The sequence below is a fragment of the Spirillospora sp. NPDC048823 genome (assembly GCF_043198445.1).
GTDB lineage: Bacteria > Actinomycetota > Actinomycetes > Streptosporangiales > Streptosporangiaceae > Spirillospora.
Map to the genome: position 1 here is coordinate 1 of NZ_JBICUT010000031.1, position 12,759 is coordinate 12,759.

The window sequence follows — 12,759 nt, forward strand, 5'->3', positions numbered from 1 at the left end:
CTACGCCGGGTACGGCGTGTTCATCTATCCAGCTCACACAGCCACAGCAGCAACCCCGGCGATGGTCAACGACCCACGGAAACAGCAGAAGAGCCAGAAGAACAAACACACACGAAAGCGGAAATGATAGTAGCACTTGTTCTGTGCCGACCTCATGATCGCGGCGTCGGATCGAGCGACCCGGAGCAGGTCGGAGTTGAGGCGGAGGAAGTCGGCTAGGGCGCGCTGAGGCCGGTCATGGAGCGCAGCCCTGCGGGTAGCGGCGGCTCGAGGAGTCTTCCAGCGACCATTACTACGGGGGCATCTCCGCATCGAGACCTAACAGCTGCTTACACCTGAGATGACCGGCAACGGCCATCGAGCGCAAAGTCCGGGTTACTGGCCTTCGAGATCGTCGAGGTCGGGTTTGACGGCGGCGTCTTCCGGATCGTACTTCTGCAGCTCTTCCTCGGAATCGCTGTCCTGCAGGTCGTTCTGTACGGGTTTGCCGGTCGCGGCTTCGATGATGGCCATCAGCTTTTCCAACCGCTTCTTGAAGAAGAGGTCGATGTCATCTGCACGCAGGTCGGCGGCGTCCACCAGATGAGTGTCAAGGAGGGCGTCGACCTGTGCGGGACCGATTCCCGCCTTATTCTCGATCTTGGGCAGGTAGACCGATGGCGCCGCCCCGCCGATGGCGCGATTGGTCTCGGCGGAAAGCGGTGTCTTGTTGACGATGCTCTCCCGCATGGCCGGATCGATGTCGTGGTCGAGGCACCATTTGTACGGAAAGATGTGGTGGATGTCGACCGCGAGCTCAATGTACTGGACCTTGTCCAATGACTTGTCGTACATCCAGTCCTTGGCGCCCTGAGATAGCAGGAGGGCATAGATGCCCTTGTACGCCGCAGCGTTCCGTGTTCGCAGCGACAGAAGGCGGGACGCCGCGAATATGCAGTCCGCAACGGTCCGCGGGGCGGCGGTCTCGATGCCCCGCGCCCAGTCCGGAACGGACTCGACATCGCGCGCGAATCGGGTCTCGCTGGCGGAGCCGTAGAGTTCACCGAGGATGCCGCACCAGAACCATTGGGTGAGTTTGGCGCGCACTCCGTGCAGGTCGGCGTCCGGGCCGAGGACGACCTTGACGGCGGCGAGCGGCACAAGCTGCTTCGGGTAGGGCAGGAACCTCACGTCGAAGATGTGCTGGTCGGCGAGGAAGGTCGCGGTCCACAAGAACGCGTCACGGACCGGCTGCACCCATTCCAGGTACTCGTCCAGCTTGAGTTTGAGCAGGTCCTCCTTTCGGGCGGATACGGCCGACGGCCGTCCGGAGCCGGCTTCTTTCGCTCGCTTGAGGCTCGCGAGCAGGCTCACCGCCTGCAGGAAGTCGGTGTTCTCGACGGACGCTAGGACGGGGTGGGCGGCGAAAAGCCTGAGGGTGTGCTGCCAGTCGTCGTTGAGCCGGAAGTCGGTCCCGTGGGTGTCGTAGTACTTCTTGTCACCCGCGAAGGTCGCGGTGAGCAGTTCGAAGACGTTGAGCGGCAGGCCGCCCGTGTTCACCTTCTCGAAGACGGTGGCGACGGCCGACTTGCTGGTCGTCTCGTCGAGTTCGATGGCCGGGATGGTGTAGGCGGAGCAGCGCTGTACGATCTTGGCGAGGAAGTCGGCGGCCTGCTCCTTGTCTTCGCAGGCGAACAGCCAGGTGGCATTGTTCGTCTTACTGAAGAGCAGCCGGAGCGGGAAGTACCCGTTCGCACGTTCCTTCTCGGGCGTGGACAGGTCAAGATCGATATCTTTGCCGAAGTTGCTGCGCAGGACGCCATCGCCGGGGAGGGAGCGGACGGCTTCGTCGATCGAGTCCTCACCCTGCAGTGCGGTGGCGATGTGTACGTAGTAGCGGCGCTCCATGAGTTTGCCGCGACTGTCCTTGGTGTGCACAACACCGTCGCCGGTCAGGGCCTGGGTGAGCGAGGTCAGCCGCTGCTGGCCGTCGAGCAGCAGCCAGCCGGGCTCGGTTTCCTCGGAGAGGACGACACCCTCGACCGGACGTGGCTTGAAGCGGATCTGGTCGTTACCTGTCTTCAGCATCATGACGACGCCGAGCGGATGGCCCCGGAGGATCGTGACGAGGAGTTGGCGGATCCGCTCGTCCTCCCATTTGTAGCCCCGCTGGAAGTCGGGGAGCTGAACCTTGCCGCTCGTCGTCCATTCGAGGTACTTGTCCAGCTCATAGAGGGGAGTCTGAAAACCCACGGTTGCTCATCCTTGTCGAGGGTCGGCCCGCACGGTGCGGGTAACCGTATCGGGAGGCTCTGACGGGCGGTCGCTGCCACGCCTACAGGGGAAGAAGTGGACTGGGGGTGGCGTGCCAGGAGAGGTAGAGGTCTTCGCGGGCGCGGGTGCAGGCGACGAACAGCAGGGAGCGTTCGGCGAGCATGTCTATCTCGTGCTGGATGCGGTCGAGGTCGGCCGCGGTGACGGCGGCGTCGAGCGGGTGGGCGCGTTCGGTGACGCCGATGAGGGCGACGCAGCGGAATTCCAAGCCCTTCATGGCGTGCATCGTGGCGACACGCACGCCTGGCTCTGATGCGTCGGGGCCGTCCTTCAGGGCTACGGCGGGGATGCCGTCGGACAGCAGTCGCTGCTTCGCTCCTGCGCCGAGGTCGTGGAAGCGGGTCGCCACCGCGATGTCGGACGGGTCGACTCCCGCGTCCAGCCAGGAGCGAACCGTGTCGGCCATGCGGTCCAGTTCGACGGCCTGGCTGGACGCCGACGCCAGAGCCGGGTTCCGGCCGCGGAGCCTCGACCTGTAGCCGTCGAGGGTGTCGGAGCCTTCGTCCAGGTCGTCGATTTTCTCGCCGGTCATGATGGCGGACGACCAGGTCAGGATCTCCTGGGTGCTGCGGTAGTTGATGCGCAGCCTGCTTGAGCGGCCGGAGACGTTCACGCCCATCGACCGCAAGGACACGCGGGTGTCGTAGATCCGCTGGTGCGGGTCGCCGGCGATGAACAGGTCGTCGGGCTGTTCGGCGACGGCGTTGCGGAGCACGCGCCACTGCGCCGGGTGCAGGTCTTGTGCTTCGTCCACGACGATGTGCCGGTACCGCGGCCCTTCCGTGGCCAGCAGGTCGGCGGCTTTGACGCAGAGCTGGAGGTGGGTGCACTGGCCGTCGGCTTCGAGCTGCCGCTCGAATTCGGCGACGGCACGCCAGACTTCAACGCGCTGAGGGGTCCGGAGGGCGGCACCCCGGCCGGCGCGGGAGGCCGAGAGGTATTCCTCCTCGCTGCCGAGGCCCTGCGCGAGAACGACGTGGCGGAATTCCAGGTCCAGGAAGTGCTCGTTCCATGGCAGGTCGAGCCCCTTGGCGATCTTCTGCCAGCGTTTGCGGGTGCGGTAGTCGTTCTCGGAGACCAAGTAGGGGACGGAGCCGTGGTCGGCCACGACCCGGCGGGCGAGCGCGTTCACCGTGGTCACGTCGACACGGTCGAGCGCTTCGGGGTCGTCCAGGAGGAGCGTCAGGCTGTCCCGCAGGGAGTCGGCCAGTGCGTTCGTGAAGGTGGTGAGCAGGATGCGGGCGTCGTCGGACTGGTCGAGGAGGTGCTTGACGCGGTGCAGGGCCACCACGGTCTTGCCGGTGCCGGGCCCGCCGGACACCTGCGCCGCACCGCTGTAGGACGGGCGGTAGGCGATGCGCCGCTGGGACGGGTGCAGGAAGATGCGCCAGGCGTCGAACGGCTTGGTCAGAATGTCCTGCAGTTCGTCCGGCCCTGACACGAGCGCGATGCGGCTCGGGGTATTGGCGATGGCGGTCGCCAGGTCTTCGGTAGGCTCGCCGGCGGCCGCGTCGGCGGGGCGCCGGATCGCGACGACCTGCTGCCACACCTCATCGGGTGTGAAGCCCTCCGCGAGGTACTGCAGAACCTCGAACTGGTCTTCGGGGAACAGCTTCGCGAAGGCTTCGAGTTGCGGTTTGTCGATGATGGTGCGGACGGCGGGCAGCACACCGTCGTCGATGCCGAGGTGCCGCAGAACGGTGTCGGAGTAGTCGGCGAACAGAAGCGCAGGGGCCTTCTCGGCTGCCTTCTGGAGCACCGGCGTGAGCTGTTCGATCGCTTCGACGTTGCGGACCTCGAGTCCGCGCGTCGCCGTGTTGACGCTGATGACGCGCTTGCGCGCCCACGCGATCGCCTTGTCGTGTTGCAGCACCTTGAGCAGCAGGTAAGTGCCACTGCCGTCGTCCGGAGCGAGCACGACTCCGCGCCAGAACTTGGTGACGCGGATGGTGCGGATGCGCGGGTCACGGGCTTTCTCCAGCTGCTCAAGATGCAGGCCCTTGTCGGCGGTCAGCTCGGCGGCCGTGAGTCTCTGGAACTTGGCCATCGCCTCGCGCACACCCTGCTTGACCGTCTTCTCCAGGTTCTCGTACTCGTCGAAGAAGTCGGCGGCGAAGGCGAGCTGAGGCAAGGCTTCCTCAGGTCAACCAGGTCGGACAGAGCAACGCAAGCGTCACGTTACTGGACCTTGACCGATTTCCGACTACGGCCTTAGATCTGGATACGGCAACTTTTAACAGGACGCAGCACGGAGGACGCGCCGACATCGTGGATGCGAGGAACCACCAGGGTGGTTACGGCGAGGCGTTCGTCAGCGCGCTCGCCGTGGCGGCGGGCCTGCGGTTGGCGAAACCGATCCCGGATATCGACGGCATCGATTTATGCATGTGACCTGACGGCGTCGGCGCGCTCCGCGGCGCACGCGCCCCCGGGATCAACGTCCAGGTGAAGTCAGGTTCGGTGGCCACGGAGACTGACACCACGTGGGGTTATCGTCTCGAGGTTCCCCACTTCAACTTCCTCGCCGACGGGTGGGCCACCATCTACCCCACGTTCCTGTTCCTGGTGATCGTCCCGAAGGAGTGGCGGGAGTACGCCACGGCCGGGCACGACGGGCTGCTGTTGCGGAACGCCGCTTACTGGCACTGCCTGGCGGACGAGGACCCGATCGTCGACGCGAAGGCCGGCGCGAAGACGACTGTCCACGTCCCCAAGGCCAACCTGCTGACCGTTGATTCGCTTCGCACACTCGTGGAGGATCCAGAGAAGGCGACCGCGGCCCAGGCGGAGGCGTCATGACGATCAGCCGGGACGAACTCCAGCGTCTCGCACCCGACGACGTCGTGCGCTACCTGAACTCCACGGGCTGGCGCCGGGCGGGCGATCTCAACGGGCGTGCCACGGTCTGGGAATTCGGTCGGCGAAACTTCGAGGTCATCGTCCCGGTCTCCGACCGTTTCCGCGACTTTCCGCAACGGATGTACGAGGTCGTCCAGACGCTCGCCGAGGTCGAGGAACGCCCCGAACCGGAGGTACTGCACAGGCTCACGACCCCCAATATGGATCGGCAGTACTTCCGGCTCTTCCCAGACGCACCGCCGGGCTTGATCCCGGCAGCCGATGCGGCTGAGGCGTTCCAGGGCGTACGGGAGTTGTTCATCGCCGCCGCTTATGCCGAGTACCACCCCCGTGCGGGCTTCGTCCTGCCCAACAGCAAGCCGAGGGTCGTCCGGGAGTTCCCGGAGAAGGCTCTCCTGGGTACCGCGCCGGGAAGCTTTGTCATCAGCGCGGAAGTTCCGCTGGGTCCAAGCGACGACACGCTCTTCTCCACCCTGGACGCCTTCGAGCGCAGAGTCCTCCTGCGGTTGAGGCGGGCGCTTTTCAGCGCGAGGGCGGCAGCCGAGGAAGCATCCGAGCGGGCCGAGCTCACGCCTTTCGAGGAACGGACGGACGCCGGTGTCTCGCGTACGCTCTGCCAGGCGCTGGCCCGTCTCGGCGGCTCCGACCGGAACCGTCCCTTCGAGATCCAGTTCGACTGGGCCAGCACGGTGGCCACCAAGGCACCCAATGCCCCGGTCCGCTTCGAGGGCGACCAGGTGGGCATGCTCGCCCACGCCGCCGAGGACCTCGGGCGGAGACCGAGAATCGAGCCTGCGCAGATTCGCGGCCGAGTCCGCGCCATGGATCGGGACCACCCGGAAGAGCAGGGTTGGGTCGTCATCCGTGGCGTCCTCACTACCAAAGGCGCCAGCAGGAACCGGCAGGTATGGGTGCCTCTCAGCCCGGACGACTATGACCGTGCGCTCCGCGCGCACGGCCAAGGTCTCGAAGTTCGCGTCTCCGGCTCACTCACCCGCACCGGCCGGCGTGCCGAGCTCAGGCCGGACGGATACTTTCGCGTCCTGTGACACGCGGACGGTTACTCGTCCAGGTAGAGAAGGGCGGTGATGGTCTTCTTGCAGATGTCGCAGTGCATGGGCGCTTCTTCGGAGGCGAGGTCACACTCAACGGTGGTGACGCGGTCGATGACGCCAGATGCCGCCTCGGTGGCCCATGCATCAGCCCAGCGGTGAGTGTTGGCGGTGAGGTCATCGACGTAGCGCGCGGTCATTTCGTAGAAGGCGCGGACGCCGTGTTCCTTCATGTAGTGCCAGTTGAACTGGAGCGACAGCAGTGCGATAGGGAAGGGGTGCTCGACCAGGCCCCGGGCCCAGCGTTCGGAGACGTCGTCGACGTCCAGGCGTGCGGCGCGCTCGTCCAGGACCTGCCACATGCCGTTCTTGTCGTACTCGATGAGCACGTCATCGAGGAGCTTGCGGGCGTTGACGAGGTTGCGGGTCTTGCTGGCGAACAGCTCGGAGACGCTCAGGTTGAGTTGCTCGCCGGGGCCCTTACGCGCTTGGTCGATGGCCTGCTTGAGCTGGACCGCGTAGGCCGATTCCCAAGACAGGCACTCTCCGAAAGCCGACCAGGGGTCGGGGAAGCCCTTCTGTTTGATCGCGGCAAAGATGCGATCGCCTTGCACACCCATCCACGGCTCCAATCATGGAGTTACCTCGACGGCGCACACCTCCCGGTGAGGTGCGCGGCAAGCTCGCCGGTCGGGACCTGGGCCTGCTCCCCGGTGTCCATGTCCCGGACCGTGATCACCCCCGCCTCCTTGTCGGACGCCCCGTAGATCAGTGCAAAGCGGGCCATGCGGTCAGCGGCCCACCTCAGCTGCTTGGCCAGTTTGCGACTGGCGGCCAGATACACCTCGGTCCGCAGACCCGCATCCCGCAACTGCGCGGCGAAGCCCATGACTTCGGACGCGGTGTCCTCGGCGATCACTGTGACGGCGACATCGATCCTGTGCGCATCACCTTGATCGTCACTGATCAGGCCGATGATCCGTTCGACGCCCAGGGATCCGCCGCAGGCCGGGACGTCCGGGCCGCCGAGCGCGGCGATCAGCCTGTCGTAGCGTCCGCCGCTGGCGATCGAGCCCGGCATGCCCTCGGCGACCACCTCGAAGATGACGCCGGTGTAGTAGTCCAGGCCCCGGACCAGGCTCGGCGTGAACGCGATCCGGTCTTCGCCCACCTTCGGCGACGCCAGCTCCAGCAGCCGGCCGATCTCCTCCAGGCCCGCGCGTCCCGCCTCGCTGTCCTTCAAGGCGGTCTGCATCCGCTCCACGGCATCGGCGGCCGTCAGGTCACCGACCAGGGCCTCGGCGATGCCGGGGGCCAGCGACCGTGCGTCCACCAGCTCGGCCGCGACCTTCTCCGGCGACAGCTTGTCGAGCTTGTCCAAGGTGATGAGCACGCCGCCACCGAGGTCGGCGGGAACGCCGTACACCTCCAGCAGGCCGGAGAGCGCTTGACGCGAGTTCACCAGCACCCGGTAGTCACGTACACCGACCGCATCCAGCGCGTCGGTCAGCGCGCACACCACCTCGGCGTCCGCGAGCGGGGATGCTGACCCGACCACGTCCACATCGCATTGCGCGAACTCGCGGAACCTGCCCTTGCCTGGACGGTCGGCCCGCCATACCGGGCCCATCGCGTACCGCTTGTAAGGCGTCGGGAGCTGTGACCCGTAGCCGGCGACGACCCGCGCGAGCGGGACGGTCATGTCGTACCTGAGGGCCAGATCGGCTTCGCCGGTCGCCTCGTGCTCCCCACGACGCAGGATCTTGAAGATCAGCTTGTCGCCCTCGTCGCCGTACTTGCCGGTCAGGGTCTCCAGCCGCTCGAACGCCGGCGTCTGCAACGGCTCGAACCCGTACCGCTCGAACACCCCGCGGATCTGCGCGAAGACATGCTCACGGGTACGCAGCGCACCGGCGAGGAAGTCGCGGGTGCCTGACGGGGGCTCGAACTGTTGTGACGCCATGAGAACTCCTGACCAACGTAACCGAGCAACAAGACAAGGCAAGTCATGGGAACCGGTCCACATCCGGACGCACAGCGAACCAGGGGACAACGCCTTCCGATGGTATCGACGGCCCCGGCATCGTCCGGGGCGAACCGCGGGCATCCTCCAACCGGCAAGGTGCAAGTTACGACGCACGAGTGAGCCCCCGTGCGGCGCCCCTACGTGCCCCCAGCCAGCCTGCAACCGCCGACGTAGGCCCACATCTAAGGCTTTTGGGAACACGGTGTTCACTCCACTTACATCAGACACGGACTCACACTGATGATGACTACCCGGAGAGAACATGAAGTGTTATGGTGACACTCCAGGTACATGGACAACCAGGCAAGGTAGATGATGAGCACGAAAGCCGAGCAGGAGTTCATCCAGGTGGCAGTACCAGCTCAGCACGTCATGGCCGTCTATCGGCTGCTCTCCGAGCTCGAGCAGGAGCCCGAGGCCACGGTCGACGCTCCTGGGACGTGGGACGCCGACAAGCTGGCCAGGCTGGCCAGCACCAACCTCAACACCACCAAAACGGTCACCCGCATTCTCGACGTCCTCTGCCAAGAGCCCGACAAGCGGTACGACATGCAGGATCTGGTGAACGCCCTGTCGATGGAGTACCACAGCCTGCGCGGGAACCTGGCGGCATTCACCCGCCACCTGAACACGCACTACGACAGCGACACATGGCCGATGCGCGTCGACGAGTCGAGCAGTGGCGCGATGCTCTACAGCCTCGATGCCGCAACGGCTGCTCTCTGGAAATCCGTCCGCGGCTGACCGGCCGCCTGCACGCTCCGCCACGGTGATGCGCCGACAGGTCAGCGCAACGGTGCCGGGCCAGCAGACCGAGCAGCCGGTTCCCGCCTCAGTACGCGTTGACGTCACCGGGCGGCGCGCGTCCACCGGCCCGGTCATCTCGTCTTCGTCCGCTGGTCGAGATGACGGCGGCAGCAGTCCGCGATGTCCGAGCCGAACCGCGTCCATGAGCGATTGGTGCCGATGGGGTCGCGGTGAAGCGCCAACGCCACGGCCCTTTCCAGGACGGTCGGTGCGTCGGATTCCCGGTAGCGCCGCCCTCCTTTGGACACCTCCCGCATGAGGACGCCCTTCGGGTCCGCAAGCCGGCCGGTGTCCTTTCCGCGGTACTTCACAGGGAGCTTCCACGAGGCGACCAGGTTGGACAGCGCGTCGGGAAAGAGCAGCAGCCAAGCCTCCATCTCCTCGACGGCCAGCACGTATTGCGCGCTGCCCAGTTCCGCACGCAGTGCTTCCTGCACTCGGCGGTGGATCGCCGGGTAGTCATCGCCGTCAGTGCTGTCGAGGTCTTCATGAACGAATACGCAGGCAAGCTCCGCATCCTCAGCGGCGGCGCGCCCCCTTGCCAGCGCCGCCAGGTCCGAGATCCTCCGCGAGAGTCGTTCAGCGGGCACCTTGTGAAGCCTCACCGGCTCGTTGATCTCTACCAGCCGGCCGCGCATCTCCTCGCAGAGCGCTTCGAGCAGGATGCGCAGACATCGTCGATCCTTGCGATCCTCACCGGCCAGCACTACGACCGGGCGGCGAGTGGCACGAATGCTCGTCCCTCCCCGTCTCCTCACAGGGAGCCGCCCAGCACGCCCGAGAACCAGAGACGTCCGAGCGGCATGTTGTCAGTCCTGTCGGCGATCTCCCTGACCCTGGCCTCCGGAACGGCGGGGATCGCGGACGAGCCGTCGTCGAGCCGCTCGCACACCACCAACTCACCGGGCTTCAACCTGTCCGCGAAGGCGGGTGAGTGGGTGGCGATCAGGAACTGTGTGCGCTCGCTCGCCTCGCGCAGGCGTTCGACAAGGAGTTCAAGGGCCTGCGGATGAAGCCCGTGATCGATCTCCTCCACACAGGTGAGTGCGGGAGGCTCCGGGTCATAGAGCAAAGCCAGCAGACCGAGCAGGCGGATCGTCCCGTAGGAGGCGTCCGCGAGTTGCGTCGGTCGGCGCAGCCCTCTCTCATGCAGGACCACGACCACCTCGCGGGCGGGACCTGACGGATACTCGAAGCTCACACCGTCCAGTTGTGGAAGCACTTCCTTCGCATCTTCCACCAACTGTTCGAACGCCCCGTTTCCTCTGCCCTCCAAGAAGAGCAGGAAGGCCGCGAGGTTGGAGGCATCCTCCTCTAGCGTCACGTGCCTTGTCGGGAAGCGGGCCGGACGCCGTGCCCTGTCAACGCTGACGTCGAAGACCCGGAAGGAAGCGAGGCGCTCGGCTACTGTGGCGACCTCGTTTCCTCCCTCGTCGTCAGACAGACGCGGCAGAGTGGACAGGCCACTACTCAGGCGACGAATGCCGAAGAGGTGCTCCTGCGACGCTTCCTTGTCCCGGCTGATGCTCTCGACGCTCACTCTCTGCCCGGAGATCGTGATGCGCCTTCCGCGCCCCTGCGTCCTCTTGAACTGGAAGGTCTCGTGTCGCCTGAGCGAAGGTCGGGCGTCGGCAGGCGCCCGCCGTTCCACACGAAGGGTGTACTCATCGGGTGCGCTCATGCTGCTGTGCGCGGTCCATGTAGCCTTCAGTTTGATCTGGAAGGAGGCCGGTTGCTTCGGCCCTCCCCAGAACACGAGTTCCTCGAAGCCTCCGCGGACTTCCAGCGCCGGTTCCAGGTCGGTGCGGATGACGTCGGCGAGGAAACGGAAGACTTCCAGCACATTGGTCTTGCCTGCGCCATTGGGACCGACCAGAACATTCAGCGGGCCCAAAGGCACGGTGATTTTGCGCAGGCTGCGAAAATTCTGCACTTCCAGCTCGATCAGCCGGTCGTTCATGATCCCGCTCCCACGATTGTCCGTCCTGGCGGCCGCACCTGAAAGATCAGCCTATCTCGGGGCCGCCCACGCGCAACGCTGAACGGGGGAAGGTGGCGCGGACGGTGCGGCCTCGGGCGTCGCCGGTGCATGACCAGGTCATGGCCAGTGCCTCGACCGTGAGCAGGCCCCGGCCGCCCTCGGCCAGGTCGGTGATGCCCTCGACGCGCGACTCGTCCGGGCCGCCCTGGTCGGTGACGTCGACGATGACGCCGGCCACGTCCATGCTGATCTCAACGGTGAACCGCCCGTCACCGCTTTGCCTCGCTCTTCTATTCCACATATTTCATGCGGGACCGGGGTACGCGATTACGCAGGCAATTTCGATCTTCTTCCCGTTTTGGAAAGTCACCTCCCGCTGAGCACGAAGTACCCGCGCGGCAACGCGGTCGTCGAGATCGTCCTTGCCTGGATCAATCCGGCACTGCTCGGCATGTTCCTGGCCTCGATGGCCCTCGCGGTGGCCGCGCAGCGCTTCGCTTCCGGCTCCGGCACTACCGGCCTCGGTAGCGGCCACGGGCGGGGGCGCGAGGATCCGGCTCCGTCGGTGATCGACGGCTTTCATGGCGTTTGAGGCACCCCGGCTTCTCCGAACAGGATGCGGCAGCCGCCGGTGAACAGGCGACGGAGGAGGCCGTCACGCCGTTGGCGTGCCGCTACGGCGGTAGGCCGATGCCGACGGGCTGCGGGAGACATCTGCCTGCTTCGGTCGGCCCAGGCGCCGTGGGGTGTCCGAGGGAGTGGCCTCGCCCGCTGGACGTCTCGGGCTGCGGTGCACCGCAGGGCGGAGCGCTCGCGGATGGCGTCGATACGGCGGGCAAGGTCAATGGCGTTCTTAGCCTCGACCAGTTGGTCGGGCAGCAAGGCCCAGATAGAGCCGGTGTACTCGCCCCACCAGATGCAAAGGTCCGGGTATTTTCGCTGCAGCCATGCCACGGCCAGATCGAGATCGGTTTCCGCCGATATGGCTCTCTGGCTCTCGGCGATCAGCCCGCAGGGGACTCCACCGGGTCGGGCGAAGAACAATTCAGAAGTCATTACGTCACCTCCAAGCGAGCGCGGCGCACGCGTCCGTCAGGTGATGGGCGTCCACGATGGCCCGCCTGCTCAACGTTCGCGGGGGAAGGTGGCGCGGACGGTGCGGCCTTGGGCGTCGCCGGTGCATGACCAGGTCGCGGCCAGGGCCTCGACCGTGAGCAGGCCCCGGCCGCCCTCGGCCAGGTCGGTGATGTCCCGGACGTGCGGCTCATCCGGGCCGCCCTGGTCGGTGACGTAGACGATGACGCCGGCCACGTCCATGCTGATCTCGACGGTGAACCGCCCGCCGTCATGGCCCGAGCGGGTGTGCCGGACGGCGTTCACGGCGAGTTCGTCCAGGACGAGGAGAAGCTCGTCCAGGCTCGGAAAGTCGGGGAGTAGATGCGCGGCGAATGCCCTAACAAGCCGGATTTGATCGGGCTTGCCGTGGAATTCCCGTCGCCAGTACATCGACGCGTCCGGCTTCGCCGGAACGGTCACCGCGAGCAGCATTGATCACCTCACAGGGACGATCCGAAATGACGCTCTCATGCTCAGGAACGGGAACCGGTGTCCGCCTTCGTCTTTCGGCGTAAGCATTCAGCACCGGCACGTTTCGGTGTTGCGTGATCGCTGTGGGTGATCGCGGGAGGGTGTGCTTGGGCCGGTTTCGAGGTGGTCAGGCT

At 65.9% G+C, this 12,759-nt stretch carries 13 protein-coding genes; 5 read left to right on the plus strand and 8 right to left on the minus strand.

The annotated features are described in order from the left end of the window. Nucleotides 1-375: 375 nt before the first annotated feature. The gene (locus tag ACGFK0_RS37225) at nt 376-2,232 is read right to left on the minus strand and encodes a DUF262 domain-containing protein (RefSeq protein WP_392913391.1); all 1,857 of its coding nucleotides are present in this window, start codon (nt 2,230-2,232) and stop codon (nt 376-378) included. Nucleotides 2,233-2,314: 82 nt separating this feature from the next. Then, nucleotides 2,315-4,444: a UvrD-helicase domain-containing protein gene (locus ACGFK0_RS37230; RefSeq protein ID WP_392913393.1), complete on the minus strand. Its 2,130-nt coding sequence runs from the start codon at nt 4,442-4,444 to the stop codon at nt 2,315-2,317. A gap of 137 nt (nt 4,445-4,581) precedes the next feature. Between ACGFK0_RS37230 and ACGFK0_RS37235 the strand changes: the two genes are divergently transcribed. From ACGFK0_RS37235 to ACGFK0_RS37245, 3 genes are read left to right on the plus strand one after another with little or no spacing between them, the layout of a single operon-like run. Continuing rightward, a complete protein-coding gene (locus tag ACGFK0_RS37235; RefSeq protein ID WP_392913395.1) occupies nt 4,582-4,704 on the plus strand; it encodes a hypothetical protein in 123 nt (40 codons plus the stop codon). A 54-nt stretch (nt 4,705-4,758) separates the two neighbouring features. Beyond that, complete coding sequence (locus tag ACGFK0_RS37240; protein ID WP_392913398.1) at nt 4,759-5,112, plus strand: DUF4365 domain-containing protein; 354 nt, start codon at nt 4,759-4,761, stop codon at nt 5,110-5,112. After that, nucleotides 5,109-6,221 carry a hypothetical protein gene (locus ACGFK0_RS37245; protein ID WP_392913400.1) on the plus strand — a complete coding sequence of 371 codons (1,113 nt, stop codon included), beginning with the start codon at nt 5,109-5,111 and terminating at the stop codon, nt 6,219-6,221. The genes ACGFK0_RS37240 and ACGFK0_RS37245 overlap by 4 nt, the downstream gene beginning before the upstream one ends. An 11-nt stretch (nt 6,222-6,232) precedes the next feature. On the opposite strand, the gene ACGFK0_RS37250 is transcribed toward ACGFK0_RS37245, so the two are convergent. Together ACGFK0_RS37250 and hisS are read right to left on the minus strand one after the other, a co-directional pair. Beyond that, nucleotides 6,233-6,844: a hypothetical protein gene (locus ACGFK0_RS37250; protein ID WP_392913402.1), complete on the minus strand. Its 612-nt coding sequence runs from the start codon at nt 6,842-6,844 to the stop codon at nt 6,233-6,235. A gap of 20 nt (nt 6,845-6,864) precedes the next feature. Next, the gene (gene hisS / locus ACGFK0_RS37255) at nt 6,865-8,187 is read right to left on the minus strand and encodes a histidine--tRNA ligase (protein ID WP_392913404.1); all 1,323 of its coding nucleotides are present in this window, start codon (nt 8,185-8,187) and stop codon (nt 6,865-6,867) included. A 411-nt stretch (nt 8,188-8,598) separates the two neighbouring features. On the opposite strand from hisS, the gene ACGFK0_RS37260 reads away from it, so the two are divergent. Beyond that, nucleotides 8,599-8,994, plus strand: coding sequence for a hypothetical protein (locus tag ACGFK0_RS37260; RefSeq protein ID WP_392913406.1), 396 nt, complete (start codon nt 8,599-8,601; stop codon nt 8,992-8,994). Between the two features lie 134 nt (nt 8,995-9,128). Here the strand turns inward: ACGFK0_RS37260 and ACGFK0_RS37265 are convergent, their stop codons facing one another. From ACGFK0_RS37265 to ACGFK0_RS37275, 3 genes are read right to left on the minus strand one after another with little or no spacing between them, the layout of a single operon-like run. Then, complete coding sequence (locus tag ACGFK0_RS37265; protein ID WP_392913408.1) at nt 9,129-9,764, minus strand: hypothetical protein; 636 nt, start codon at nt 9,762-9,764, stop codon at nt 9,129-9,131. 47 nt (nt 9,765-9,811) lie between these two features. After that, nucleotides 9,812-11,017 carry an AAA family ATPase gene (locus ACGFK0_RS37270; protein ID WP_387078969.1) on the minus strand — a complete coding sequence of 402 codons (1,206 nt, stop codon included), beginning with the start codon at nt 11,015-11,017 and terminating at the stop codon, nt 9,812-9,814. Nucleotides 11,018-11,063: 46 nt separating this feature from the next. After that, a complete protein-coding gene (locus ACGFK0_RS37275; protein WP_392913411.1) occupies nt 11,064-11,282 on the minus strand; it encodes a hypothetical protein in 219 nt (72 codons plus the stop codon). 114 nt (nt 11,283-11,396) lie between these two features. Between ACGFK0_RS37275 and ACGFK0_RS37280 the strand changes: the two genes are divergently transcribed. Then, nucleotides 11,397-11,630, plus strand: coding sequence for a hypothetical protein (locus ACGFK0_RS37280; protein WP_392913413.1), 234 nt, complete (start codon nt 11,397-11,399; stop codon nt 11,628-11,630). A gap of 533 nt (nt 11,631-12,163) precedes the next feature. On the opposite strand, the gene ACGFK0_RS37285 is transcribed toward ACGFK0_RS37280, so the two are convergent. Continuing rightward, complete coding sequence (locus tag ACGFK0_RS37285; RefSeq protein WP_392913415.1) at nt 12,164-12,586, minus strand: ATP-binding protein; 423 nt, start codon at nt 12,584-12,586, stop codon at nt 12,164-12,166. Nucleotides 12,587-12,759: the final 173 nt, after the last annotated feature.

Excerpts from the sequence above, each read along its gene's own strand:
- ACGFK0_RS37250 (WP_392913402.1), bottom strand. The coding sequence starts at position 6,844 with ATGGGTGTGCAAGGCGATCGCATCTTTGCCGCGATCAAACAGAAGGGC.
- hisS (WP_392913404.1), bottom strand. The coding sequence starts at position 8,187 with ATGGCGTCACAACAGTTCGAGCCCCCGTCAGGCACCCGCGACTTCCTC.
- ACGFK0_RS37285 (WP_392913415.1), bottom strand. The coding sequence starts at position 12,586 with ATGCTGCTCGCGGTGACCGTTCCGGCGAAGCCGGACGCGTCGATGTAC.
- ACGFK0_RS37275 (WP_392913411.1), bottom strand. The coding sequence starts at position 11,282 with ATGGACGTGGCCGGCGTCATCGTCGACGTCACCGACCAGGGCGGCCCG.
- ACGFK0_RS37270 (WP_387078969.1), bottom strand. The coding sequence starts at position 11,017 with ATGAACGACCGGCTGATCGAGCTGGAAGTGCAGAATTTTCGCAGCCTG.
- ACGFK0_RS37245 (WP_392913400.1), top strand. The coding sequence starts at position 5,109 with ATGACGATCAGCCGGGACGAACTCCAGCGTCTCGCACCCGACGACGTC.